Here is a 26,091-nt window from a genome sequence, read left to right on the forward strand (position 1 = left end):
GTCAGCTCTCCTTCCGCTGGCGGCGGGCGGTGGGCTGGGTGACACGGTCCAGCATCAGTCCCAGGCAGACGATGGCGGCGCCCGCGACGAGACCGGTGGCCAGGTCTCCCTGGGCCAGGCCGAACACGACCTCGTAGCCGAGTGCGCCGGAACCGACGAGGCCGCCGATGATGACCACCGCGAGGACCAGGACGACGCCCTGGTTGACGGCGAGCAGCAGTGCGGGCCTGGCCAGCGGGATCTGGACCTGGCGCAGTTGCTGGCCGCTGGTGGCGCCGAGGGAGCGGGCGCACTCCATCGCGGCGGGGTCGACGCCCCGCAGCCCCTGGGTCGTGATGCGGACGACGGCCGGAAGGGCGTAGACGACGGCCGCCGCGGCGGCCGGGGCACGGCCGACGCCGAAGAGGGCGACGACGGGGATGAGGTAGACGAACTGCGGCATCGTCTGGAAGACGTCCAGGACGGGGCGCAGCATCCCTTCGAGACGGCGGCTGCGGGCCGCGCCGACGGCGATGCCGAAGCCGAGGACCAGGGTGACGGCGACGGCGGCGATCACCTGGCTGAGTGTGTCCATCGACAGGTCCCAGACACCGAGCACCCCGATGGCGGCCATGGCCAGCACGGCGGTGAGCGCGGTGCGCCAGGTGCCGATGGTCCAGGCGAGGGCGGCGACGATCAGCAGCACGGACCACCAGGGCAGGCCCTGCAGTCCGCTGCGGAGCGGGTTGAGGATCCAGCTGGTGAAGTGGGCGGCCCAGTCGGCGGTCCCGCCGATGACGGGGATGCCGGTGTAGAGGTGGTCGACCATCCAGTCCTTGGCCGTGTTGACCGGGCCCGCGATGGCCACGATCCCGCCCTCGGGCCAGATGCGGCCGCCGGTGAAGCGGCCCACGACGGCGACCGCGGCGGCGGCCAGGGCGGCGAGGCCCCATCCGCGTGCGCCGCGCAGGGCTGCGGGACCGGTGGGTTCCGTGCCGATCTTCCGGCCGGCCGCCTCGGTCGTACGGTCCAGTACGACGGCCAGCAGCACGATGGGGATGCCCGCCGCGAGCGCGGCGCCGACGTCGACGGAGGAGAGCGCCTGGTAGACGCGGTCACCGAGGCCGCCCGCACCGATGACGGAGGCGATGACGGCCATCGACAGCGCCATCATGATGGTCTGGTTGAGACCGAGGAGCAGTTCCTTGCGGGCCAGCGGGAGCCGGGCGCTCAGCAGGCGCTGCCTGCCGGTGGCGCCGAGCGAGGCGACGGCCTCCATGACGCCCGCGTCGGCGCCGCGCAGTCCGAGTGCGGTGAGCCGGGCCATCGGCGGGGCCGCGTAGACGACGGTGGCGAGGACCGCGCCGGGCACGCCGATGCCGAAGACCAGCACGACGGGCAGCAGGTAGGCGAAGGCGGGAAGCACCTGCATGGTGTCCAGGACGGGGCGCAGGACGCGGAAGGTGCGGTCCGAGAGTCCGGCGGCCAGCCCGAGGAGCAGGCCCAGCACCACGGAGGCCAGGACCGCGACGATCATCAGGGCGAGGGTCTGCATGGTCGGCACCCACATGCCGAGCAGCCCGCAGGCGAGGAAGGACAGTCCGGCGGTCAGCGCGAGGCGCCATCCGGCCGAGCGCCAGGCGACGAGTGCGGCGACGGCGGTGGCACCGGCCCAGCCGAGGGCCAGCAGCGCCAGGTAGACGCCGCGCACCGACAGGACGACGGCGTTGCTGATGTGGCCGAAGAAGTAGAGGAACAGCGGGTGGCTGTCGCGGTTGCCGATGATCCAGTCGTTGACGTCGCCGAGCGGCCCGCTCAGGTCGACGGTCAGGGCACCGGGCCAGACCCCGCCGCCCCAGCGGGCGTGCGCGAGGGGCGCGGCGACGGCGGCGATCACCAGCAACGCCACGATCTTGGCGAGGACGGGTCGCTCCCGCAAGGCGGTGAGCGGGGACTTCCCCGGGGGGCCGGAGGACGTACGGGTGGCGGCTTGGGCGGTGGCCATCAGGCGGTCACCTCACGGGCGGCCGAGGCACCGGTCCCCGGATCACGGGGCTCCGCGTCACGGGGTCCCGAACCGGCGACCACGTCGAGCAGGCAGGCGTGGTCGACGACTCCGAGCAGCCTGCCGTCCTCCATCACCCGTGCCACCGGGTCGCCGGAGCGGGCGACGGCCTCGATGGCCTCGGAGACGGTGGCCCCGGGCCGGACGGCCGGCCCGCCGGTGCTCTCGCCGGGGGCCGGGGGACGCATGGCGGTCGCCACGGTGAGGACCTGCTCGCGCGGAACGTCCTGGACGAACTCGCGTACGTAGTCGTCGGCGGGCGAACCGACGATCTCCTCGGGGGTGCCCAGCTGGACGATGCCGCCGTCGCGCATCAGCGCGATGCGGGTGCCCAGGCGGAGCGCCTCGCTGAGGTCGTGGGTGATGAAGACCATGGTGCGGCCCTCCTCGCGGTGCAGCCGGACCACTTCGTCCTGCATCTCGCGCCGGATCAGCGGGTCGAGTGCGCTGAACGGCTCGTCGAAGAGGAGGACGGACGGGTCGACGGCGAGCGCGCGCGCCAGCCCTACCCGCTGCTGCTGACCGCCGGAGAGCTGGGCGGGGCGGCGGTCCTCCAGGCCCGCGAGGCCGACCTTCTCCACCAGTTCGGCCGCCTTCGCACGCCGTTCGGCCTTGCCGAGGCCCTGGATCTCCAGGCCGTAGGCGACGTTGTCGAGGACGGTGCGGTGCGGGAGCAGCCCGAAGTGCTGGAAGACCATCGCGGCACGGTGGCGGCGCAGTTCGCGCAGGCGGGTGGTGTCCATGGCCAGGACGTCCTCGCCGTCGATGGCGAGCGTGCCGCTGGTGGGCTCGATGAGCCGGGTCAGACAGCGGACCAGGGTGGACTTGCCGGAGCCGGACAGGCCCATGACGACGAAGACCTCCCCCTTCTCCACGTCGAAGGAGACGTCCCGCACGGCGGCGGTGCAGCCGGTGCGCTCGCGCAGCTCCGCCGGAGGCAGGCCGGCGAACTCGCTGCCGGGGATGCGGTCGGCCTTGGGCCCGAAGACCTTCCACAGGTTCCGGACGCTGAAAACAGGGGTACCGGCTTCACTCATCGGACATCGCCTCCGGTGGTCGGGGTCGCTCGGAGCAGTTCGGCGCACTTCTCGCCCACCATCAGGACGCCGATCATGGGGTTCACCGCGGGCATGGTCGGGAAGACGGAGGCGTCGGCGATGCGGATGCCCTCCAGGCCCTGGATCCGCAGCTGCGGGTCCACGACGGCCGCCGGGTCGCCCTCGGCTCCCATCCGGCAGGTGCCCGCGGGGTGGTAGACGGTGTGGGCGACCTTGCGGGCGTACTCGCTGATGTCCTCGTCGGACGTGACCTCGGGTCCGGGGCACACCTCGCGCTTGAGCCAGTGGGCCAGCGGCTCGGTCCTCGCTATCTCGCGGGCCAGCTTGATGCCGTCGACGAGGGTGCGGCCGTCGTAGTCGTCCTCGTCCGTGAAGTAGCGGAAGTCCAGGGCAGGTTTGACCTCGGGGTCGGCGCTGGTGAGGTACAGCCGGCCGCGGCTGCGCGGCTTGGGGATGTTCGGGGTCATCGACACGCCGTGCTCGGGCTTCTCGTAGCCGAGGCGCTCCGGGTTGTCGGTGAAGGGGATCTGGTAGAAGTGGAACATCAGGTCCGGGCCCCGGGATCCGGGGTCCCTGCGCACGAAGAGGCCCGCGTCGGAGTCCATCGCGGAGTTCTCCGGGATCGGCCCGTCGGTCTCCCAGACGATGACCGACTCGGGATGGTCGAGCAGGTTCTCGCCGATGCCCGGGGCGTCGTGGACGACCGGGATGCCGAGCGCGGTGAGGTCCTTCGCCGGTCCCACGCCGGAGTGCATCAGCAGCCGCGGGGTGTCCACCGCGCCCGCGCAGACGATGACCTCACGGGCGGCGCGCAGGAAGGCCTCCCCGCCGTCCTTCGTGCGGACGTGTACTCCGGTGGCACGGTTGCCGTCGAACTCCAGGCGGTACGCCCATGTCTCCAGCAGGATCGAGAGGTTGGGACGGTCGCCCGCCTCGATGTGCGGGTGGAGGTAGGCGACGGACGCGGAGGAGCGCTTGTTGTTCTCCGGGTGGTACGCGAGGTCGAAGAAGCCGGCGCCCTCGTGGAACGGCTTCTTGTTGAAGCTGTCCACGCGGGGGACGTCGGCGGCCGCCTGGGCGGCGTCGACGAAGTCACGGGCGATGGCGTTCCGGTCCTTCTCGTCGACCGGCACGATGTTGTTGCGCAGCCGGGCGAAGTAGGGGTCCATCGCGGCGGAGTCCCAGCCGTCGGCCCCGGCCTCGGCCCATTCGTCCCAGTCGCCGGGCAGCGGCTTGAAGCTGATCAGCGTGTTGTGCGAGGAGCAGCCGCCGAGGACGCGGGCACGGCTGTGCCGGATGTGGGAGTTGCCGCGGGGCTGCTCGGTGGTGGGGTAGTCGTAGTCCAGTTCGCCGCCGAGGAGGCCGAGCCAGCGGCGGAGGGTGAGGACGTCATCGCGGTCGATGTCCGTGGGCCCGCCCTCGATGACGGTGACGGTGACGCCGGGGTCCTCGGTGAGGCGGGAGGCGATGACCGAGCCGGCGGTGCCGCCTCCGACGATCACGTAGTCAACCGGTTCGGGGCGTGCGGTGCTGGGGGACGGGGGCATCGGTCACTGCTCCTTCTGCAAGGTTCTGACGTGTGCGTGGTGCTGCGAACAGCCGGGAGGGGGAGGTCGGTTGTGCTCAGCCGGCGAACCAGCGCTGGGGGCGCGGGTTGAGGTTCTGGTAGATGTGCTTGGACTCGCGGTACTCGGCGAGCCCGGTCGGGCCGAGTTCGCGGCCCGTGCCGGACTTGCCGAAGCCACCCCACTCGGCCTGCGGGAGGTAGGGGTGGTAGTCGTTGATCCAGACGGTGCCGTGCCGCAGCCGGCCGGCGACGCGCCGGGCGCGGCCCGCGTCGGAGGTCCAGACGGCTCCGGCGAGCCCGTAGTCCGTGTCGTTGGCCAGGGTGACGGCCTCTTCCTCCGTACGGAAGGTCTCGACGGTGAGGATCGGGCCGAAGGTCTCCTCGCGGACCACCTTCATCTCCCGGTGGCAGCCGTCCAGGACGGTCGGCCGGTAGAAGTAGCCGCTCGCGGGCCGGACGTCGGAAGGCTCGGGGCGCGCGCCGCCGGAGCGGACGACCGCGCCCTCCTCGCGGGCGGACGCCACGTACGCCTCGACCTTGGCGAGCTGCTGCGCGGAGACGAGCGGGCCGCATTCGACACCGTCGACGGTGCCCCGGCCGAGCCGGATCGCGTCGGCGCGGCGGGCGAGTTCGGCGACGAAGCGCTCGCTGACGGACTCCTCGACGATGAGCCGGGCACCGGCGGAGCAGACCTGGCCGCTGTGGAAGAACGCGGCGTTCAGGGCCTGGTCGACGGCGGTGTCGAAGCTGTCGTCGGTGGCGCACGCGTCGGCGAACACGACGTTGGGGTTCTTGCCGCCGAGCTCCAGGGCGACCTTCTTGACGGTGGGGGCGGCGGCCTGGGCGACCTTCGTGCCGCTGGCGAGGCCGCCGGTGAAGGAGACCAGGTCGACGTCCGGGTGTTCGGAGAGCCGGGCTCCGACGGGGTCGCCCGCGCCCGTGACGAGGTTGGCCGCGCCGTCGGGGAGCCCGGCCTCGGCGAGCAGCCGGAAGAGGTGGACGGTGGAGAGCGGGGTGACCTCGCTCGGCTTGAGCACGAAGGTGTTGCCCGCGGCGAGGGCCGGGGCGATCTTCCAGCTGGCCTGGAGCAGCGGGTAGTTCCACGGGGCGATCAGGGCGCAGACGCCGACCGGCTCGTGCACGACGACGCTGTGGACGTCGGGGTCACCCGCGTCGACGACCCGGCCGCCGCTCTCGTTCATGACGAGGTCGGCGAAGTAGCGGAAGGCGTTGGTGACGTCGTCGACGTCGACGCGGCCCTCTTCCAGGGTCTTGCCCGTGTCACGGCTCTCGGTGATCGCGATCTCCTCGCGGTCCCGCTGGAGGAGCCCGGCGACCCGGCGCAGCAGCTCGGCGCGCTCCCCGACGGGCTTGTGGGGCCAGGGGCCGTCGTCGAAGGCCCGGCGAGCGGCCGCCACGGCAGCGTCGGTGTCCTCGGTGCCGCCCTCGGAGACGAGCGCCAGGACGGTGGCGTCGGCGGGGTCGAGGATCTCCCGCGTGGCTCCGGAGGCCGCGGGGAGCCACTTCCCGTCGATGTGGACGGTTTCGAGCGCCACCGGGGCGGGTGTCTCGGCGTGAGGAGCCGACGTGGGGGTAGCCGACATGTAGAGGTCTGCCTTCCGTGCCTGGGCTGCTCCGCGCCGGTCGGGGGCATGGAGCGCTGTTCCGGACCGGTGGGCCACGGGTTCGGCGCACCGGCAGCCTGGACACCTCTCCGAGCGGGCGGAATGTATGCCGAACAGTTCACGGTCAGTGATATGTCTCACTGCGCGGCCGGCACGGCGGTGAGCGGCGCGGCACGGGTGGTGAGCGGCGGTGAGCGGCGCGGCACGGGGGGTGAGCGGCGGTGAGCGGCACGGCACGGGTGGTGAGCGCCGCGGCACGGCCACCGCCCGGCGTACGCACGGGGTCCACCGCGGCACGCGGCAGCAACGGCAGGGAAGGAGTGACGGCTCCCCTACAGCGGGTTGCCGCCGTCCCTGTTGAGGGCGCTTCCGGGCCGGAAGAACCGCTTGGCGACGAAGTGTCCGCGCTCGGCAGCCATCCGGAACCACGGCTCCGAGGCCTCCAGGCCGTCGCGGTGCTCGACCAGACGCCCCATCTCCCACATGGACTCGACGTCACCGCCGTCGACACCGATACGTAGCAGGCGCTCAGCCTCGTCGTAGTCGTTCCCGATCTTGGCGATCATCGCCAGGCTCCGCAGGGCGCGCGGGTCGCCCGCCGCCACCGAGGCCATCAGGCGTTCGGGTGTTCCGTACTTCCTGTGCTGCACGAACCACTTGAGGAGCAGGAGAATGCCGAGCGCCCAGACGATCCAGCTCACCTCGGTGAACACTTCACGCCCGGACACCACCCCGACGATGCTCAGTACCGCGGCGACGAGCAGCAGGAAGCCGGCCATGGCGATCCCCCTCCGTGTACAGGCAGAGTAGGAGGCCGCTCCCCCTCACCGTGGGGAAATCGCACATGTGAGCACATGCGAGGCAGGACGGACATGCCCGGGGGCGACGGCGGACCGGCCCCGGGGAACGAGCAGCCCGCCGCGCACCCCGGGCGGGGCGTACGGCGGGCTGCCGGCCGGTGTGGGGAGCTCAGGCGACGGTGACCGTCCCGGATCCCTGCCCCACCGCGCCGGATGCCTCGACGCTCACCCGGTAGGCACGGTCGGTCCCCTCCCCCGTGACGTGCACGCCGGCTCCGTCCCGTACGACGCGGAACACCGCCGCCGGGTCCCCGGCCAGGTCCGGCACGGTGACGGTCCGCTCTCCGTCGCCCGATCCGAACACCCGCAGGGTGAGGCCTTCCAGCCAGTCGCCGTCCGGGCGCTGGTCGTCGGCGCCCCACGGGAGTACGGCACCGTCCCTGACCAGCAGGGGCAGGCTGTCGAAGCCGTGCGTCTCGTGGAGCCAGGCGGGGCCGGTGACGCTCCCGCCGGTGAGCAGCGACGTCCAGGTCCCCTCGGGGACGTAGTACTCGACCTCGCCGCCCTCGGTGAAGACCGGGGCGACCAGCAGGTCCGGGCCGAGCATGTACTGCCGGTCCAGGGTCCGCGAGGCGGGGTCGCCGGGGAACTCCGCCAGCATCGGCCGCATCATCGGGACACCCGTGCGGTGCGCCTCGGCCGCCACCCCGTAGAGGTAGGGCATGAGCCGGTGCTTGAGCAGGGTGAACTTCCGTGCCACGTCGACTGCTTCCTCGCCGAACTCCCACGGGACCCGGTAGGAGACGTTGCCGTGGAGCCGGCTGTGCGAGGAGAGCAGTCCGAAGGCGAGCCAGCGCTTGAAGACCGCCGGGTCGGGGGTGCCCTCGAAGCCGCCGATGTCGTGGCTCCAGAATCCGAAGCCGGACAGGCTCAGGGACAGCCCGCCGCGCAGCGACTCGGCCATGGCGGTGAACGAGGCGAAGCAGTCGCCGCCCCAGTGCACCGGGAACTGCTGGCCGCCGGCTGTCGCGGACCGGGCGAAGAGGACCGCTTCCCCGGTGCCGCGCTCCTTCTCCAGGAGCTCGAAGACCGTGCGGTTGTAGATCTGCGCGTAGTAGTTGTGCATCCGCTCCGGGTCGGATCCGTCGTGCCAGACCACGTCCGTGGGGATGCGCTCGCCGAAGTCGGTCTTGAAGCAGTCGACCCCCTGGTCGAGCAGGACGCGCAGCTTGTCGTTGTACCAGGCGCGGGCGGCCGGGTTGGTGAAGTCGACCAGTGCCATCCCCGGCTGCCACAGGTCCCACTGCCAGATGTCGCCATTGGCCCGGCGCACCAGGTAGCCGTGTTCGGCGCCCTCGGCGAACAGGGACGACTTCTGGGCGATGTAGGGGTTGATCCACATGCTGATGCGCAGTCCGCGCTCCTTGAGGCGGGCGAGCATGCCCTCCGGGTCGGGGAAGACCTCGGGGTCCCAGAGGAAGTCCGACCACTGGTACTCGCGCATCCAGAAGCAGTCGAAGTGGAAGACGCTGAGCGGGATGCCCCGCTCGGCCATGCCGTCGACGAAGGAGGTGACGGTGGCCTCGTCGTACGACGTGCAGAACGAGGTGGTCAGCCAGAGGCCGAAGGACCAGGCCGGCGGCAGCGCGGGACGGCCGGTGAGAGCCGTGTAGCGGGACAGGACGTCCTTCGGTGTCGGGCCTGCGACGACGTAGTACTCCAGGGTCTGGTCCTCGACGCTGAACTGCACCTGGCCGACGGACTCCGTGCCGACCTCGAAGGAGACCTTGCCGGGGTGGTTGACGAAGACGCCGTACCCGCGCGAGGAGAGGTAGAAGGGGATGTTCTTGTAGGCCAGCTCGCTGCTGGTGCCGCCGTCGGCCTGCCAGATGTCGACGGTCTGGCCGTTCTTCACGTACGGGGTGAAGCGCTCACCCAAGCCGTAGATGTTCTCGCCAACCTCCAGGGCGAGTTGGGCGATCATGTGGTGGGTTCCGTCGGGTGTGTCCGCGAACGCCGTCCCCTTCGGATCCACCCCGGTGAGGCGCCGGCCCTCGGCGTCGAGGAAGGTGATCCCCCACGGCCCGTCGCCGTCCATGCGCAATGTCAGAGGGCCGCTGGTGAGTTCCGTGACCGCGCCGTCCCGGCGGGTACGGGCCGCGGGCGCCGCCGGGTCGCCGGGCAGGATCGTGAAGTCCGGTCCGCGCCGGGCCTTCCCCGCGTGATGGGTGGTGCGCACGCCGATGACGCCCTCGGCGGGCGAGAAGCACTCGACCGTGATGAGCGGGGTGTTGAGCGTGTCGCCCCGCGCGGCCACACGCTTGACCGCGGCGTACGCGGTGAACCGGTCGGCCTCGACACGCAGGTCACGGACCTCGGTCGCGTAGGAGGCGCGCACGCCTTCACGCATGAGCCAGAAGCCGTCGGTGAACTTCATGCGGACTCCTTGCCGGGGACGACGTCGATACGGGCGAGGCGCACGGAACCGGAGAGGCTGATGCTCAGGTCGTGCACCCCGCTGAGGTCGAGCGCGGTCCCGACGGTGCGGTAGTCGTACGGCCCCCGGCCGCCGGAGAAGAGGGTGCTCAGGCTGTGTCCGCCCACAGTCACGGCGATGGAACCCTCTCCCGAGACGAGGAACTCCAGCCCCTCAACACCCGCGCCGAAGTCGCATGCCCGGTAGGTGAGATGGCCCTCCTCCCCGGCGGAGGCGGGGGCGACGACGTCACCGTCCGTCTTCGTGCGGTCGAGGATCACCGTGTCCTTCTGCCGGTCGAAGTCGACGGCTTCCAGACCTCGTGCCACCACCGGCCTCGGGCCCTGCGCCTCCACGTCGACGACCTCCACGGCGGTGAGCCGGATGTCCGCGCTGGACGAGCCGGCGAGGATCTCGTACGCGCCCGGCTCGACGGTCCACCGGCCGTGCGCAACGCTCCAGTGACCCAGCTCCTCCCTGGACACGGTGAAGTCGAGCCGTTGCGCCGCGCCGGGCGCGAGGCGCACCCTGCGGTGGCCGACCAACTTGCGCCGTGGCAGGTCCACGGGTTCGTCGAGGCCTCCCAGGAGCCGCCCCAGGCCCTCGGGGGACGGCCGGTCCGCCCCTACGGGCCCGGCCCGGCGGACATACACCTGGGCCACCTCGTCGGCGGCGGTCGTCCCGTCGTTGGTGACGGTCAGCGAAACCCGCAGCAGCTCGCCGTCCAGCTCCGTCCGCAGTCCGGAGTAGGTGAAGTCGGCGTAGGCGAGCCCGTGTCCGAACGGGAAGAGCGGGGTGCCGTCGAAGTAGAGGTACGTCTGCCGGGATCCGATGACGTCGTAGTCGAAGAGGCCGGGAAGGTCGGCGTCGTCCGCGTACCAGGTCTGCGGGAGCCGGCCGGCCGGGGACACGTCACCGGCGAGTACGCGCGCGAGCGCGGTTCCGGCGGCCTGGCCCCCGTGCGCCGTCCAGAGCAGGGCCGGCAGTCCTTCCGCCGCGTCGACGACGGCGTACGGGTAGGCGGAGGACAGGACGAGGACCGTACGCGGGTTGGCGGCGTGCGCGGCGCGCCAGAGACGGTCCTGCTGGGCAGGGAGGGCCAGAGTGGTTCGGTCCTCGGTCTCACGGCCGTTGATGTGGGGGTCGTTGCCCGCGACGACGATCACGGTGTCGGCGGCCGCGGCGACCCGGGCCACGGCGTCGGCGCCGTACTCGACGGTCTCCGGCTCGAAGACCGTGGCGTCGTCCCGGGAGATCTTCTCGCCGGATTCGGCAACCTTCGCGCCGTCGGCGGCGACAGACACGTACCCACCGGTCCCGATGTGCAGAAGGCGGTGCCCGCCGTCGTGTCCCTCCACCGCTTCCAGGCGGAACGTCTCCTGGACGACCCAGCCGCCCGGCTCGTCAGCGGACGCCCTGACGTATCCGTCGTCCGCGACGGAGAGGTACAGCCCTTCATCGGTCCTCAGGGTGAGAACGCCGTCGCCCCAGTCGACGAGGGCCAGTTCGGTGGGCTCCTCGCCACAGGTCAGCGGGGGCAGGTCCGTGCGGCCGGCGAGGAGTGCCGGGTCGAGGGCGCCCTCGGCGCCACGGGCCTCGCCGTCCGCCGCCCCATCGGCCTCGGGCACCCGGAGCCATCCGTCGGAGCTCTTCAGCCGGACCCGGTCCACACCCTCCGCGTACAGGACGTTGTCGGCTCCGTAGCGCTCACGAATGCCGTCGAGCGGCGTCGAGCGGTGCATGAGCGTGCCGCTGTACCAGTCGAGTTTGCAGGTGTCGCCGAGAAGCCCGACCACGGCGACGGTGCGGCCCCGCTTCGGCTCCAGCGGCAGCAGGCCGTCGTTCTTCAGCAGGACGACGGCCTGCTCGGCGGCCTCCAAAGCGAGTGCGCGGTGCTCCTCGGTGTCCAGGGCGTCCACCCCTGCGTACGGGTCGAGCTCCGGGTCGAACTCGCCGAGCGCGAAGCGCATGGCGAGCAGCCGGCGGACCGCCGTGTCGACGTCACCCTGGTCGATGAGGCCCTTCGCGAGCGCGTCGCGGATGCGGCCGGTCATGACGGCGGAGTCCGTGCCGTGGTCGGTGAAGCTGTCGACGCCCGCCTTCAGCGAGGCGGCGGTGGCCTCCTCGTGGGTGTCGAAGTAGTGCTCGGAGTCGACCAGGTTGGAGGGCGCGCCCGCGTCCGAGCAGACGACGAGCGACTGGTCGGTCCAGCTCCGCAGGTGCTGCCCCAGGAGCGGGGACACGTGATTGGGGCGGCCGTTGACGAGGTTGTAGGCGGGCATGACCCCGGCCACCGCCCCGGCACGCACGGCGTCGCGGAAGGCCCGCAGGTCGTACTCGTGGAGGACGCGCGGCCGGACCGAGGAGGACGCGGTGTCCCGGTCGGTCTCGTTGTTGTGCGCCAGCCAGTGCTTGAGCACGGGGGCGGTACGCCAGTAGCGGGGGTCGTCCCCGCGCAGCCCCCGGGTGTAGGCCACGGCGATGGCGGAGGTCAGCGCCGGGTCCTCGGAATACCCCTCCTCACCGCGGCCCCACAGGGGGTGGCGCAGCAGATTCACCGTCGGGGCCCACACGTTGAGCCCGACGCGGTCGTCCTGGGCGCGCTTGGCCCGCACCTCGGTGCCGACGGCCTCGCCGATCCGGCGGACCAGGTCGTCGTTCCAGGTGGCGCCGAGACCGACGGCCTGCGGGAAGACGGTGGCAGGTCCCATCCAGGCGACCCCGTGGAGGGCCTCCTGACCGGTACGGAACGGGCCGAGGCCCAGCCGCTCCACCGCGGGGGCGAACTGATGCAGCATCGCGATCCGCTCGTCGGGCGTGAGCCGTCCGAGCAGGTCGTCGGTGCGCCGGGAGAAGGACAGCTGCGGGTCGCGGAAGGGAAGCGGATGGTCCGTCACGTGCGGGTCCCCTTGGAGAGGTGGGAGGTTTTCCGGTCTGCTGACGCCGAAGGATCCTTCGACGCGAGGAGAAGATCCTTCGAAGCGCTTCGATGCTCGGTGGCCCACCCCGTAGGTGTCAAGGGTGCTACCGCCCCAAAGAGGTTCTTCCGGACGCATCGGAGCCACATCGCACCGGGAAACGGTTCGGACACAGGTCGGAGGAATCTCGAAACGAACTCTTGTGTGGCCGGGACCCTTCACTTAACCTCGCTGCAACATCGAAGCGCTTCGACAGAGTTGGACCGCTTCACCTCGGCCGGCGGCGTACAGCCGGCCCCTGGCCGGTAACGCCCCACCTCAGACACAGGAACCAACGGCGGTCACCCGCCGTGTGCCGTCCTGGTGTGCCTCGAAGGGTTGACGCAATGACGCCGAATTCCTCCTCCACCGCCCCGAGCCGGAGAACGTTCCTGGCCTCGAGCGCTTTCGCCGCGGTCGCCGTGGCCGGCGGCGTACCGCTGCTCGCCGCGTGCGGTGGCAGCGGCTCCGGTTCGGGGGCCAAGGAGGGTACGACGACGGGCAAGGCGCTCAAGAAGGTGCTGCCGGCCCACGCGCCGTCGAATCTGGTCCAGCCCGACGTGGCGAGCGTCAACGGCTCCAGCCCCGGCTTCACCAAGCTGCCGGACCCACTCGTCGCCTCGGTGAAGTCCGCGCCGGGCAAGGGGTCCGCCTTCCGGGTCATGACGCCGCTGTGGGGCACCGTCCCGAAGAAGCAGAACCCGTACTACACCGCGGTGAACAAGGCGGTCGGCGCGACCCTCAACTTCGATCCGCAGGACGGCAACACCTACCAGGACAAGATCGGCGCGGTGCTCGCCGGCTCGGAGATCCCCGACGTCATGACCATCCCCGGGTGGAACATGCAGGGGCAGATCCGCAACGCGATCGTCTCCAAGTTCGCCGACCTGGGCCCCTACCTCGCGGGCGACGCCGTCAAGAAGTACCCCAACCTGGCCAACATCCCGACCGGCGCCTGGCAGTACTCCGTCTTCGGCGGCAAACTGCGCGGACTGCCCATGCCCAACCCGGTCATCGGCAACGCGATCTTCTACCGCAAGGACCTGATCGGCTCGGGCGCCCTCCCCGCGAGCGCCGACGACCTGCTCGCCTTCGGCAAGGAGTACACGGCCCCGAAGAGCAAGGTGTGGGCGTACGACGACCTGTGGACCTGCATCCAGAAGATATTCGGCCTGCTGCCCGACGCGCCGCACTACTGGCAGCTGGAGGGCGGCAAGCTCGTCCACAAGATCGAGACCCAGGAGTACCGCGAGGCGCTCGCCTTCGCCCGCAAGCTCCACGACGGCGGTTACGTCCACCCGGACGCCGAGGCGAACAAGGACGCCGACTCCAAGATCCGCTTCACCAGCGGCCACATCATGATGTACAACGACGGCACCGGCGGCTGGAAGGGCATGGTCACCGAACAGGCCGCCGCCAACCCGAAGTTCGACATGCAGGCACTGGACTTCTTCGCGTCGGACGGCGGCAGGCCGGTCCTGTGGCAGGACGACCCGGCGGGGATCTTCACCTTCCTCAGCAAGAACCTCTCCAAGGAGAAGATCGAGGAGTTCCTCGGCATCGCGGACTTCGCCGCCGCGCCGTACGGCACCGAGGAGTTCATGCTGACGAACTACGGCGTGAAGGACACCCACTACAAGGTCGAGGGCGGAGTCCCGACCTTCACCCCGCAGGGCATCGAGGAGGCGCAGCCCGCGACGCTCCTCTACGTCGCGTCGCCGCCCCACACCATCGCCTTCCCCGACGAGCCTCAGCTCGTCAAGGACTACGCGGGCTGGATGGCCCGCCAGGCCCCCCACCTCAAGAAGCCCCTCTTCTTCGGCATGCAGGTCGTCGAGCCCCAGCGCTACGCCTCGCTCTACACGCCGTTCGACGACCTGCAGAAGGACATCCGGCGCGGACGCAAGAAGGTCGGCGACGTCGACGCCGCCGTGACGACCTGGAAGAACAGCGGCGGCGACAAGCTCCGCGACTGGTACCAGGACCTGCTCGACAAGAACGGCTCCGGCGTCTGACGCGTACGGCCCATCCGAACGACATGCATGACAGGCCGCCGGGCACAGGGAGCCCGGCGGCCGGGGCGGAGAGCACGACATGGGGAGTACAGGGTGAAGCCTCGGGCCACGGTGGCGACCGACGCGGGCCGCGCGGAGGAGCGGGGCACCGCCTCCGCGGACGGCGGCGGTGGCGACGGCGGGAACAGAGCGCGCGCGAACGGCCCGCGGAGAACCGGCCGGGCCGTACGGCCGGGCCGGGACGCGAGGAAGGCACCGGCCCCGCCCGGTGGCATCACACGGCGGCTGCGCCTGCGCCGGGACCGCACGCTGATTCTGATGACACTGCCGGCGATGGTGCTGCTGCTGCTCTTCAACTACATCCCGCTGCTCGGCAACATCGTGGCGTTCCAGGACTACGACGTGTACGACCTGGGCATCACCGGCAGCCCCTTCGTCGGGTTCGACAACTTCACCCGGATCTTCGAGGACTACCGCTTCTGGGAAGTCCTCGTGAACACGCTGGTCATCTTCCTGACCCAGCTGATCCTCTTCTTCCCGATCCCGATCGCCATCGCCCTCCTGCTCAACACGATCATGAGTGCCCGGGTGCGTGCCTGGGTCCAGGCGATCGTCTACCTGCCGCACTTCTTCTCGTGGGTGCTCGTCGTCACCGTCTTCCAGCAGATGTTCGGCGGCGCCGGCCTGGTCGCGCAGTGGCTGCGCGAGCACGGGCACGAGGGCTTCGACCTGATGACCAACCCGGGCTTCTTCAAGTTCCTGGTGACCTCCCAGGCGATCTGGAAGGACGCGGGCTGGGGCGTCATCGTCTTCCTGGCCGCGCTCGCCGCCGTCAACACGGACCTGTACGAGGCCGCCGCCGTCGACGGGGCCGGACGCTGGCGCCGCATGTGGCACGTCACGATGCCCGCCCTGCGCCCCGTCATCGCCCTGCTTCTGGTCCTTCGGGTCGGCAGCGCGCTGAACCTGGACTTCGAGCAGATCCTGCTCCAGCGCGACCAGGTGGGCGCGGGCGCCTCCGAAATCCTTGACACCTACATCTGGTGGACGGGCATCAAGACCGGCGACTTCGGCTACGCGGCCGCCGCAGGAATCTTCAAGGGCCTGTTCAGCGTCGCGATGGTGCTGGGAGCCAACAAGGTCGCCCACATGATGGGCGAGCAGGGGGTGTACTCCAAGAAATGACGACTCTCCTGGACACGGAAATGGACGGGCCCCCGCCGGCGGCGCCCGTCACCGAGCGGGTCGAGACACCCCTCCAGCGCGCCCTGCGCATCGAGCCCCGGCCCGTCTGGGAGGAGGAGCCCACGAAGGCGGGGCTCGCCTTCAAGGGCTTCGGACTCACCGCCATCTGCGCGGTGGTCCTCGTCCCCATCTGGGTGGTGGTGGTCACCAGCCTCTCCGACACCAAGGCGATCAACGAGGCGGGGGGTCTGGTCGTCTGGCCGAAGTCCATCACCTTCGTCGCCTACAAGGAACTGCTCAGTGGTGGGGCCGTCACACGTGCCGCGCTGGTGAGCATCGGGCTGACCGTCGTCGGCACGGTGTTCAGCATGGTGATCTCGGTGCTGTGCGCCTACGGACTGAGCCGCCGCGACTCCTTCGCGCACCGGCCCCTGCTGATGACGATGATGGCCACCATGTTCTTCGGTGCGGGCCTCATCCCGACCTACCTGCTGGTCACGGGAATCGGCCTGAGCGACAGCTACTGGTCGATGATCCTCCCGAGCGCGATCAGCGTCTTCAACATCCTGGTCCTGCGCGGGTTCTTCATGGACACGGCTCCGGAACTCATCGACGCGGCCCGGATCGACGGGGCCGGGGAATGGCGGATCCTGCTCCAGATCGTCATGCCGCTGTCCCGCGCGGTGATCGCGGTCATCTCGCTGTTCTACGCGGTGGGCTACTGGAGCCAGTGGTTCAACGCCATGCTCTACATCCAGGACAGCGACAAGTACCCGCTCCAGATGATCCTGCGCCAGCTGGTCCTCCAGCACCAGGTGCCGCCCGGCGCCATGGGCGCCGCGGTCAGCAGCGGGGCGATCAACAGCCTGGCGGTGCAGATGGCCGTGATGGTTCTCGCCCTGATCCCGGTGGCGGTGCTGTCGCCCTTCGTCCAGAAGCACTTCCAGAAGGGCATGCTCACCGGCGCCGTCAAGGGCTGAGCCCTGCCCCTGCCCCTGTCTGCCCCGCCCCGCATTCACCGTCACTCCCCCACCGGAGGGTCCTCGTCATGCGCGCTTCGTCCGTCCCGCAGCCAGAACCAGCCCCGCTCCCCCGGCGCCGGACCGTCCTGGCCGGTGCGGCGGTGGTCGCGGCCTCGGCCACCGTCCTGCCGGCGGCGGGCGCGGCCACGGCCGCCCGGCGGCCGGGGCGGACCCAGCCGCACCGCTGGCGCACCGCGGCGATCGGCGGTACGGGGTTCGTGACGGGCATCCTGTTCCACCCGGCCGTGCGCGGTCTCGCCTACGCCCGCACGGACATCGGCGGCGCGTACCGGTGGGACGGCCGGAGATCCCGCTGGACGGCGCTCACCGACCACCTCGGCTGGGACGACTGGAACCTGCTGGGCGTCGAGGCGATGGCCGTCGACCCGGCGCACCCGGACCGGCTGTACCTGGCCCTCGGGACGTACGCGCAGGCCTGGGCCTCCCCCGGCGCGGTGCTCAGGTCCGAGGACCGGGGCGAGACCTGGGCGCGTACGGATCTCACCGTGCGCCTGGGGGCCAACGAGGACGGCCGGGGCTGCGGCGAACGGCTCCTGGTCGATCCGCGTGACAGCGGGACGCTCTGGCTCGGCACGCGCCACGACGGGCTGCTGCGTTCCACGGACCGCGGCGCCACCTGGGCGGCCGACGCCTCCTTCCCGGCCACCGCCTCGGCGACCGGCCAGGGTGTCACGCTGCTCGTGGCGGCCGGCCGGACGGTCTACGCGGGCTGGGGCGACGGCTCCACCGCCCTCTACCGCACGAAGGCGTCCGGCGGCTGGGAGGCGGTCCCCGGACAGCCGTCCGCCGGAGCGGCGACGCGGGTGCCGGTCCGTGCGGCCTACGAAGCGGGCAGCCGCGCTCTGTACGTGACCTACGCGGACGGGCCCGGTCCCAACAACCAGGCCGACGGTTCCGTGCACCGCCTCGACACCGTGACCGGCACCTGGACGGACGTCACGCCGGTCGCGCCGGGCGCCGGCGACGGCTTCGGGTACGGCGGGGTGGCCGTCGACGCGTCCCGCCCCGGCACCGTCGTGGTGTCCACGAACAACCGGTGGGGCCCGGTGGACACCCTGTTCCGCTCCACCGACAACGGGGCGACCTGGACCTCGCTCAAGGACACGGCGGTATCGGACGTGTCGGAGACCCCGTATCTGAAGTGGGGCGGGGAGCCCAAGTTCGGCTGGTGGATCCAGGCCGTGGCCGTCGACCCGTACGACTCGCGGCACCTCCTGTACGGGACCGGCGCCACGATCTTCGGAACGCGGGACCTGGTGCACTGGGCCCCGGAGATCCGGGGGCTGGAGGAGTCAGCGGTGCGCCAGCTGATCGCACCGCCCTCGGGGGCCCGGCTGCTCAGCGGCCTGGGGGACATCGGGGTCATGTACCACGACTCCCTGACCGCCTCCCCGTCGCGCGGCATGGCGTCGAACCCCGTGTTCGGCACGGCGACGGGTCTCGCCCTGGCGACCCTGAAACCGTCGTACGTCGTACGGACCGGCTGGCCGTCGGGCTCCGACTCGGCCGGTGCGTACTCCCGCGACGGCGGGGCGAACTGGCAGCCGTTCGCCTCCCAGCCGGCGATCGCCCCTTCGGCCCCCGGTCCGGTGGCGGTCTCCGCCGACGGGGCGGCGCTGCTCTGGTCGTTCGTCCACTGGGACGGCACGAAGTACGCCGCGCACCGCTCCACCGACGGCGGCGCGACCTGGGCCGAGGTGGCCACGTTCCCCAGGGGTGCCGCACCGGTCGCGGACCCGCTCGACCCGTCGCGCTTCTACGCGTACGACACGGACACGGGCACGGTGCTCCTCTCCACCGACAAGGGCGCGACCTTCACCGCGGGTGCGACGGGGCTCCCCTCGGGTGACGTGCAGTTCCGCATCGCGGCGGCCCCCGGGCGCTCCGGAGACCTGTGGCTGTCCGCCAAGGACAACGGGCTTCTGCGGTCGACGGACGGCGGCCGCACGTTCACCGCGGTGGCCGGCTGCCAGGCCTCGCACGCCCTCGGATTCGGGAAGGCCGCCCCCGGGAAGGGACGGGCCGGGTACCCGGCGGTGTTCCAGACCGGGCGCGTCTCCTCGACGTACGACGGTGTGGCCGTCCTCCGCTCGGACGACGCGGGCGCGACGTGGGCCCGCATCAACGACGACGCCCACCGGTGGGGGTGGACCGGCGAGGTCATCACCGGCGACCCCCGCATCCACGGCCGTGTCTACCTGGGCACCAACGGCCGCGGCATCCAGTACGCAGACCCCCAGTAGAGGAACGAGACGTCCATGCCGTCCCTGCACGACGCCACCCGTGGCCGCATCCTCTTCGGAGGCGACTACAACCCCGAGCAGTGGCCCGAGGAGGTGTGGGCCGAAGACGTCCGGCTGATGACGGAGGCCGGGGTCAACTCCGTCACCGTCGGCGTCTTCTCCTGGGCGATCATCGAACCCCGCCCCGGCGCAAGGGAGTTCGGCTGGTTGGACCGACTGCTGGACCTTCTGCACGCCAACGGCATCGGGGTCGTCCTGGCCACCCCGACGTCCTCGCCGCCGCCGTGGATGGGAGCCCTGCATCCGGAGACCCTGCCGCGCGCCGAGGACGGCTCGATCGTCAACTACGGTTCCCGGCAGCACTTCTGCCCGAGCTCCCCGGTGTACCGGGGCTACGCCGCGGCCCTCACCGAGGACCTCGCGGCGCGGTACGCGGACCATCCGGCGCTCACCGTGTGGCACATCAACAACGAGTACTGCACCCACTGCTGGTGCGACGGGACCGCCGCCCACTTCCGCCGCTGGCTCGCCGCCCGGTACACGACCCTTGAGGCGCTCAACGACGCCTGGGGCACCGCCTTCTGGAGCCAGCGCTACGACACCTGGGCGGAGGTCCTGCCGCCCAGGAGCGCGCAGTACATGCGCAACCCCGCCCAGGAGCTGGACTTCAAGCGGTTCACCTCCGACGCCCTCATGGAGTGCTACGTCGCGGAGCGGGACATCGTCGCCCGGCACACCCCGCACATCCCGGTGACGACCAACTTCATGCCCCTGTGGTCGGGCCAGGACGCCTGGGCGTGGTCGGAGCAGGAGGACGTCGTCTCCGTCGACGTCTATCCGGACCCGAGCGACCCGCGGGCCGGGCAGTACAACGCGATGCTCGCCGACATGACCCGCTCGCAGGCCGGCGGGCCATGGATGGTGATGGAGCAGGCGGCGGGCACGGTCAACTGGCGGCCGGTCAACCACCCGAAGCCGGCCGGGCTCAACCGTCTCTGGTCGCTCCAGTCCGTGGCCAGGGGCGCGGACGCCCTCTGCTACTTCCAGTGGCGGCAGTCCCGGCAGGGAGCGGAGAAGTTCCACTCCGCCATGCTCGGCCACGCGGGCGAACACGGCAGGACCTTCCGGGAGGTCAAGCGCATCGGCGCCGAACTGTCGCTGCTCGCACCGGAGGTGAGCGGCACCACCACCGTCGCCGCCGAGGTCGCCGTCCTGCACGACTGGGACGCCTGGTGGTCGAGCACCCAGGGAGGCCGGCCGTCCTCCCTCGTCTCGTACCCGGAGCTGCTCCAGGCCTGGCACCGCGGGCTGTGGGAGAGCGGGATCAGCACGGAGTTCGCCCGTCCCGGGGCGGATCTGAGCGGGTACCGCATGGTCCTCGTCCCTCAGCTCCAGCTCCTCGCCGACGCGGCGGTCGACAACCTCGTGGCGTACGTGCGGGGCGGCGGCACCCTCGTGTGCGGGTTCTTCACCGGCGTCGCGGACGTGGACGACCGGATCAGGCCGGGCGGCATGGACAGCCGGCTGCGTGAGCTGTTCGGCATCCGCACGGTGCACGAGTGGTGGCCGCTGGACGCCGGCACGACGGTGGAGTGCGACGGCTTCCGCGCCACCCTGTGGTCGGAGGAGATCGAGCCCGACGGCAGCGCGGAGACGGTGGCCGCGTACCGCGGCGGCGAGCTGGACGGGCTCCCGGCGGTGCTCCGCAAGGGAACGGCCTGGTACGTCTCCACGCTGCCGGAGCCCGAGCCGCTGCGCGCCCTGCTCTGCCGGGCCGCCGCCGCCGCGGGTGTGCGCCCCGTGCTGGAGGGGCTGCCCGCCGGGGTCGAGGCCGTGCGGCGCGGCGGGCTCCTCTTCCTGCTGAACCACGGCCGGTCCCCGGCCTCGGTGGAACTGCCGGGCCGGCGGCTCGTCGACCTGCTCACCGGCACCGAGGCCGACGGCCGCGTGGAGCTCGGCCGCTACGGCGCGGCCGTGCTCAGAGACGCCTCGGCATGATCGACGGCACGTGGGAGCCCCGCCCCGCCGCCCGTTGGGAGGACGCGTTCCTCAGCGGCAACGGCCGTCACGGGGCGATGGTGTTCGGCGATCCGGCGGACGACCGGGTCGTCGTCAACCACCACACCCTGGTGCGGCCGAACGGCAGCGAGGACCTCCGGCCGCCGGAGCTCGCCGACGGGCTGGGCCGCCTCCAGGACGCGCTGCTGTCCGGGGACACGAAGGCGGCGGAGGACTTCGGCGCGGGGACCCCGCTGGTCTGGGTACAGCCCTTCCACCCGGCGTTCCGTACGCTCGTGCGCCGCACCCGGGGACTGCACGAGGCGGTCTCCGGATACCGGCGCGAGGTCGACTACACCACGGGCGAAGTGACCGCGTCGTACGAGGCGTGGCGCAGCGGCGTCTTCGTGTCGCGGGCCGACGACGTGGTCGTGCAGCACATCACGGACCCCGGTCTCACCGCCGGCGTCGTCCTGGACCACGCCCTGCCCGGTGCGCCCGCGAAGCTGGCGGTCGGCCGCTCCACCGTGCTCACCCCGGAGGGCGCGCGGCTGGCCCTGCGGGTGGGGTACCCGGACAGCGGGCTCGGGTACACGGGCGTCACCGTGGCACGGGTGGACGGCGGGCGGGTCTCCGTGGCGGGCGAGGGCATCCGGATCGAGGGGGCGCGGAGCCTCACCCTGACGACCCGGGTCGTCCGCGCGGCCGGCCGCCCCGACCTCGGCGAGCTGTGGGCGGCCCTGCCCCACGAGGACTACGCGACGCTGCTGGACCGCCACCGGCAGCTGCACCGGAAGGCGTACGGCCGGGCCTCCCTCACACTGCGGGACGCGGTGCCGGAGCGCGGGCTGCCCGGGAGCGAGCTGCTGCGCGACCCCAGGAGTCCGGCCCTTCTGGAGCGGCTCTTCGCGGCGGGCCGCTACCACCTGCTCTCCTCGTCGGGGATGCTGCCGCCCCGGCTGACGGGTCTGTGGACCGGGGACTGGGACACCGCCTGGTCCGGTGCCTTCACCACGAACGCCAATCTCAACCTCCAGATCGCCTCCGCCTCGGCAGCCGCCCTCCCCGAGGTCACGGACGCCCATGCGGCTCTCGTCCAAGGCCAGTTGCCCGACTGGCGGGACAACGCCACGGCTCTCTTCGGAGCCCGGGGCATCGTCGCGCCGTCCCACACGGACGGCGCGTCGGGCCACACCCGGCACTTCCAGCGCGCTTATCCGCTCCATCTGTGGACGGCGGGAGCGGACTGGCTGCTGCAGCCGCTCCTGGAGCACGCCGAGGCCACGACCGGCACCCCGGACCCCGCGCTCACCGCCGCGCTCGTCGAGACGGCGCTGTTCTACGAGGACTTCCTCAGCCGTGAGGACCCGGACGGGAATGTGGCGGTCGTCCCCTCGTACTCCCCGGAGAACCGCCCGGCCAACGCGAGCTGGGGAACGGTGAACGCCACCATGGACATCGCCGCCGCCCGCCACGCCCTGACGACGGCCGCCGGACACGCCCCCGGGCACCCGTCGGCCGCCCACTGGCGGTCGCTCGCCGCACGGCTTCCGGCGTATCTCGTGAACGAGGACGGCGCGCTCGCCGAGTGGGCGTGGCCGGGCCTGCGCGAGACGTACGACCACCGCCACCTCAGTCACCTCTACCCGGTGTGGCCGCTGGACGAGATCAATCCGTACGACACCCCGGAGCTTGCCTCGGCCGCGCACCGCGCGCTGGAGCTGCGCGGGTCGGAGAACGACTCGGCCCACGGCCATCTGCACCACGCGCTGATCGCCGCCCGGCTGCGGGACCCGTCCCGGGTGTCGGCGGCGCTGGACGCGGTGCTGGGCGGTGACTTCTTCCACGACTCGCTGATGAGCGCGCACTACCCGTCACGCGACGTCTACAACGCCGACGCCGCCCACACCCTGCCCGCCGCGGTGATCGAGTCGCTCGTCCAGTCGACGCCGGACCGTCTGGTGCTGCTGCCCGCCGTCCCGGCCGCGTATCCGGCCGGTGAACTCCGCGGCATACGCACGCGGTTCGGCGCGCACCTGGACCTGCGGTGGTCGGAGGACGGCGCCACAGCCGTGCTGAGTCCCACCCGCGACGCCCGCGTCGATCTGCGTACGGGCGACGGGCTCGCCCTCACCGAGACCTCCGCCGGAAACCCCCCGGCTCCGCTGGAGCTGACGGCCGGCGTGGACCGCGTCCTCACCCTGGGGCCGCGGTAGCAGTCCTCCATCCCCACATGGAAGGAAACACCCCATGGCACGATCCACCCTGACCCGGCTCCTGCTGGCCCCGACGGCAGCCGTCGCCGCACTGATCGGATTCGCGGCGGCGCCCGCCCACGCCGCGATCTGGACCTCGTCGGAGCAGTGGGGCAACTACACCACCTCCGACGGCTACATCCTCTACAACAACATCTGGGGCTCCGGGGCGGGCACCCAGAGCATCTGGGCCAACTCGTCGAGCAACTGGGGCGTCTCGGCGAACCATCCGAACACCGGCGGCATCAAGTCGTACCCGAACGCGAAGAAGATCGTCAACAAGCCGATCACGTCACTCTCGTCGCTGACCAGCGGCTACAACGTGACCGTCCCGTCGTCCGGCGCGTACAACACGTCGTACGACATCTGGGACACGGACTACGACTACGAGGTCATGCTCTGGGTGAACTACAACGGCGCTGTCGGCCCCCTCGGCACCTCCCAGGGGACCGTCACCCTCGGCGGCCACACCTGGGCCGTCTACAAGGGGGACAACGGGGCCAACCAGGTCTTCTCCTTCCTGCGGACCTCCGACTCGTCGTCCGGCACCGTGAACATCCTGCCGATCCTCAAGTGGATCAAGGACACCAAGGGCTGGTGGGGCAACGAGACCATCGGCGACGTCCAGTTCGGCTACGAGATCACGTCGTCGTCGGGCGGGCTGAACTTCACGACCAACGGGTTCAACGTCTCGTCGAGCTGATCCTGGAGGGAAGCGGGCCGGGAGGACGCTCCCGGCCCGCTTCTCGTCGCCTTACCGGTGTCAGGTCCGGGCAGGGCCGCCGGCCAGCCAGTGCGCCGTCCGCGTCCAGTGTCCGGGCGGGGCCACCTCCAGCAGCGCCGCGAACCGCTCGGGCCGGGCCAGCAGCCGGCGGTCCCCCGGGTGCAGAGCGGTGTGCGCCAGCAGCCAGCCGGCCAGTGCGTGAGGGTCGAGCGGGCCGGGGTCGCGCAGTTGCGCCGTGTACGCGGCCCGGGCGGCCTCCGGGTCGCCCGCGACGAGCATCTCGTCACCCGTCGCGGCGCGGCCGGCCGTGAACCCCCGCTGCTCGTAGAGACGGACGCGGTCGTCGTGCCAGTACCCCCGGCCGGGGTCCGGCGCGACCAGCGGCTCACCGGTCCGCACGGGTGCGGCGCCGGAGCGCAGCGCCTGGACGAGCGCGCCCCGGTCGTCCTCGTCGCAGCGCAGGTTGCGCAGCCGCCACTCGACCCGGTGGCTGACCGCCGACGCCCGTGCGCCGGCCACGGTGGCGGGCTCCAGCGGCTCTCTCAGCCAGCCGTCGACGGTCTCGGACAGCCGGGCGACGAGCCGCAGGCCCGGTTCGGTGAGCCGGCCCCGTGTCGCCAGGGTGCGCAGGACCATCCGGGTCTGCAGACGGCGCAGCGCGAAGAGGAACGGCGCGCGGCCCTCCCGGTCGGCGGCAGCGTCCCCGATCCGTTCCCGCCAGAACCCGGTGACACCGGCGAAGGCGTACGCACCGTGGAGGAGGCCGGGCAGATGGCGGGGATCGGCGCGCCAGGGCGCGTAGTGGCACTCGGACCGGTCGTCCTCGATCACGGGGAACAGGTGGAGCAGGGCGCCGAGTTTGCTGTGCTGGAATTCGTGGACGAGGGTCTCAGCGAGGGCGAGACCGTCGCGCGGCCTGGCGATCACCATGGAGGCGAAGGCGTCCCCGGTGGAGGCGCTGAGCCCCTCTGCCGGCACGGGCAGCTCCGCGTCGCCCTCCTTGGCGTGCCAGGGCACGATGCGGCTGATCTCCTCGGGCCGCAGACCGCCGGGGCCCGTGCCGCCCCGGCGCAGGATGGCCGCTGCCTCCTGGAACAGCGCGTGCCAGGAGCGCAGTTCACCCGGCGCGAGACGGCCGGGGGCTATCGGCTCGTCCAGGTCGCGGTAGGGGTCGAGGTCGTCGAGCTGCACGGCGGACGTCCCCGGGCCGGTGTCCAGCCGGTGCACCGGCAGCCAGTGCCCCGATTCCGGCTCGGAGAGCGGGCGCACGACGACGTCCGGCCCGTGCTCGGTGCGTACGGTGAGGGTCCCGTCGGACACCAGCGCCCGCACCGCCCGGAACTCGGCGTCGTCCGGGCCGGGCAGCCGGACCATGCCCAGGGCCGGCAGGCTGACGGCCGCGCCCCGGGCGGGCAGGAGGAGGTCGGCGTCCGTACCGGCGTGGACGGCGGCCGCCGCTGCCACGGCGGCGATCTGTCCGGCGTCGGCCCACAGCGGTGGCCCGGAGGCCGTTCCGTGCAGCCGGCGGAGCGTATGGGCGAGCCAGCTGCCGACCTGGGGGGTCAGCAGGAGCGCGTCGACCGGCCCGGGGGCGCGTGCGGCCGCCGCCTCCAGGGTGGGCCAGAGCCTCCTGGCGTCCAGCGGTCCGAGGATGCCCGGGTCGGCCTCGACGACATCGAGGAGTTCACGCAGCAGCAGCAGACGGCGCGTACGTTCACCCTGCACCAGGAACGCTACGGCCTCGGGTGAGCCGCCGCCCGCGGCGATCTCGTCGAACAGGTGGCCGGGCATACGGATCGGGGCGTACATCTCGCTCCCTGTCGTGGACGGATACCTCACCGGGGCCTGTCCGGCCCCACGACTATTCGGCCCGTCCGGGTTCCTGGCCCCCCATCGCGTTCGTGCGCGCGCGGCGGAGTTCGGCGAGCAGCCGTGCTGCCCCCTCCGGAGCCGGCAGACGCCTCAGATCGGCGACGCCTACTGAGGCCAGGTCCATCAGGTCGGACTCGATGTGATCGGGTGTGCCGTCGGCGGGCACCGGCTGGTACAAAGCGCGCTCCCCCTTCGCGAGCGGTGGCACAGGATGCCACCGTTTACTCCA

The 26,091-nt window shown here is 71.7% G+C and carries 16 protein-coding genes; 7 read left to right on the forward strand and 9 right to left on the reverse strand.

The genetic code is table 11. The annotated features are described in order from the left end of the window. Window position 1 precedes the first annotated feature (1 nt). From ACFUNE_RS20335 to ACFUNE_RS20365, 7 genes are all read right to left on the reverse strand, one after another. Entirely contained in the window at window positions 2-1,984 is a 1,983-nt protein-coding gene (locus ACFUNE_RS20335; RefSeq protein ID WP_383569566.1) for an ABC transporter permease, read from the reverse strand. Then, window positions 1,984-3,081, reverse strand: a complete 1,098-nt coding sequence (locus ACFUNE_RS20340; RefSeq protein WP_383569568.1) for a glycine betaine/L-proline ABC transporter ATP-binding protein — start codon at window positions 3,079-3,081, stop codon at window positions 1,984-1,986. Before ACFUNE_RS20340 ends, ACFUNE_RS20335 begins: the two co-directional genes overlap by 1 nt. Beyond that, the gene (locus tag ACFUNE_RS20345) at window positions 3,078-4,649 is read right to left on the reverse strand and encodes a GMC family oxidoreductase (protein WP_383569571.1); all 1,572 of its coding nucleotides are present in this window, start codon (window positions 4,647-4,649) and stop codon (window positions 3,078-3,080) included. The genes ACFUNE_RS20340 and ACFUNE_RS20345 overlap by 4 nt, the downstream gene beginning before the upstream one ends. Before the next feature lie 76 nt (window positions 4,650-4,725). After that, window positions 4,726-6,273, reverse strand: a complete 1,548-nt coding sequence (locus ACFUNE_RS20350) for an aldehyde dehydrogenase family protein (protein WP_383569574.1) — start codon at window positions 6,271-6,273, stop codon at window positions 4,726-4,728. Window positions 6,274-6,626: 353 nt separating this feature from the next. Continuing rightward, complete coding sequence (locus tag ACFUNE_RS20355; RefSeq protein ID WP_383569577.1) at window positions 6,627-7,073, reverse strand: sel1 repeat family protein; 447 nt, start codon at window positions 7,071-7,073, stop codon at window positions 6,627-6,629. A 190-nt stretch (window positions 7,074-7,263) separates the two neighbouring features. After that, a complete protein-coding gene (gene yicI, locus ACFUNE_RS20360) occupies window positions 7,264-9,531 on the reverse strand; it encodes an alpha-xylosidase (RefSeq protein WP_383569580.1) in 2,268 nt (755 codons plus the stop codon). Beyond that, window positions 9,528-12,467, reverse strand: a complete 2,940-nt coding sequence (locus ACFUNE_RS20365; protein ID WP_383569583.1) for a glycoside hydrolase family 3 C-terminal domain-containing protein — start codon at window positions 12,465-12,467, stop codon at window positions 9,528-9,530. The genes yicI and ACFUNE_RS20365 overlap by 4 nt, the downstream gene beginning before the upstream one ends. Before the next feature lie 407 nt (window positions 12,468-12,874). Between ACFUNE_RS20365 and ACFUNE_RS20370 the strand changes: the two genes are divergently transcribed. The 7 genes from ACFUNE_RS20370 (at window position 12,875) to ACFUNE_RS20400 (ending at window position 23,969) form a co-directional block, all read left to right on the forward strand. Beyond that, window positions 12,875-14,542 (forward strand): extracellular solute-binding protein, encoded by a 1,668-nt coding sequence (locus ACFUNE_RS20370; protein ID WP_383569586.1) that lies wholly within the window; start codon window positions 12,875-12,877, stop codon window positions 14,540-14,542. 93 nt (window positions 14,543-14,635) lie between these two features. Beyond that, entirely contained in the window at window positions 14,636-15,727 is a 1,092-nt protein-coding gene (locus ACFUNE_RS20375; RefSeq protein ID WP_383569589.1) for an ABC transporter permease, read from the forward strand. After that, window positions 15,724-16,707, forward strand: a complete 984-nt coding sequence (locus ACFUNE_RS20380; protein ID WP_383569592.1) for a carbohydrate ABC transporter permease — start codon at window positions 15,724-15,726, stop codon at window positions 16,705-16,707. Before ACFUNE_RS20375 ends, ACFUNE_RS20380 begins: the two co-directional genes overlap by 4 nt. A gap of 68 nt (window positions 16,708-16,775) precedes the next feature. After that, window positions 16,776-19,013: a 1,4-beta-glucanase gene (locus ACFUNE_RS20385; protein ID WP_383569595.1), complete on the forward strand. Its 2,238-nt coding sequence runs from the start codon at window positions 16,776-16,778 to the stop codon at window positions 19,011-19,013. 15 nt (window positions 19,014-19,028) lie between these two features. Further along, window positions 19,029-21,011 (forward strand): beta-galactosidase, encoded by a 1,983-nt coding sequence (locus ACFUNE_RS20390; RefSeq protein ID WP_383569598.1) that lies wholly within the window; start codon window positions 19,029-19,031, stop codon window positions 21,009-21,011. Next, the gene (locus ACFUNE_RS20395) at window positions 21,008-23,227 is read left to right on the forward strand and encodes a glycoside hydrolase N-terminal domain-containing protein (protein ID WP_383569601.1); all 2,220 of its coding nucleotides are present in this window, start codon (window positions 21,008-21,010) and stop codon (window positions 23,225-23,227) included. Before ACFUNE_RS20390 ends, ACFUNE_RS20395 begins: the two co-directional genes overlap by 4 nt. Before the next feature lie 34 nt (window positions 23,228-23,261). Further along, window positions 23,262-23,969 carry a hypothetical protein gene (locus tag ACFUNE_RS20400; RefSeq protein WP_383569604.1) on the forward strand — a complete coding sequence of 236 codons (708 nt, stop codon included), beginning with the start codon at window positions 23,262-23,264 and terminating at the stop codon, window positions 23,967-23,969. Between the two features lie 60 nt (window positions 23,970-24,029). On the opposite strand, the gene ACFUNE_RS20405 is transcribed toward ACFUNE_RS20400, so the two are convergent. Both ACFUNE_RS20405 and ACFUNE_RS20410 read right to left on the reverse strand, forming a co-directional pair. After that, on the reverse strand, window positions 24,030-25,799 hold the full coding sequence (locus ACFUNE_RS20405; RefSeq protein WP_383569607.1) for an HEXXH motif domain-containing protein: 1,770 nt from the start codon (window positions 25,797-25,799) through the stop codon (window positions 24,030-24,032). 52 nt (window positions 25,800-25,851) lie between these two features. Continuing rightward, window positions 25,852-26,040 carry an aldo/keto reductase gene (locus ACFUNE_RS20410; protein ID WP_383569610.1) on the reverse strand — a complete coding sequence of 63 codons (189 nt, stop codon included), beginning with the start codon at window positions 26,038-26,040 and terminating at the stop codon, window positions 25,852-25,854. Between the last annotated feature and the right edge of the window lie 51 nt (window positions 26,041-26,091).

The organism is Streptomyces sp. NPDC057287, from assembly GCF_042667905.1.
Classification (GTDB): Bacteria; Actinomycetota; Actinomycetes; order Streptomycetales; family Streptomycetaceae; genus Streptomyces.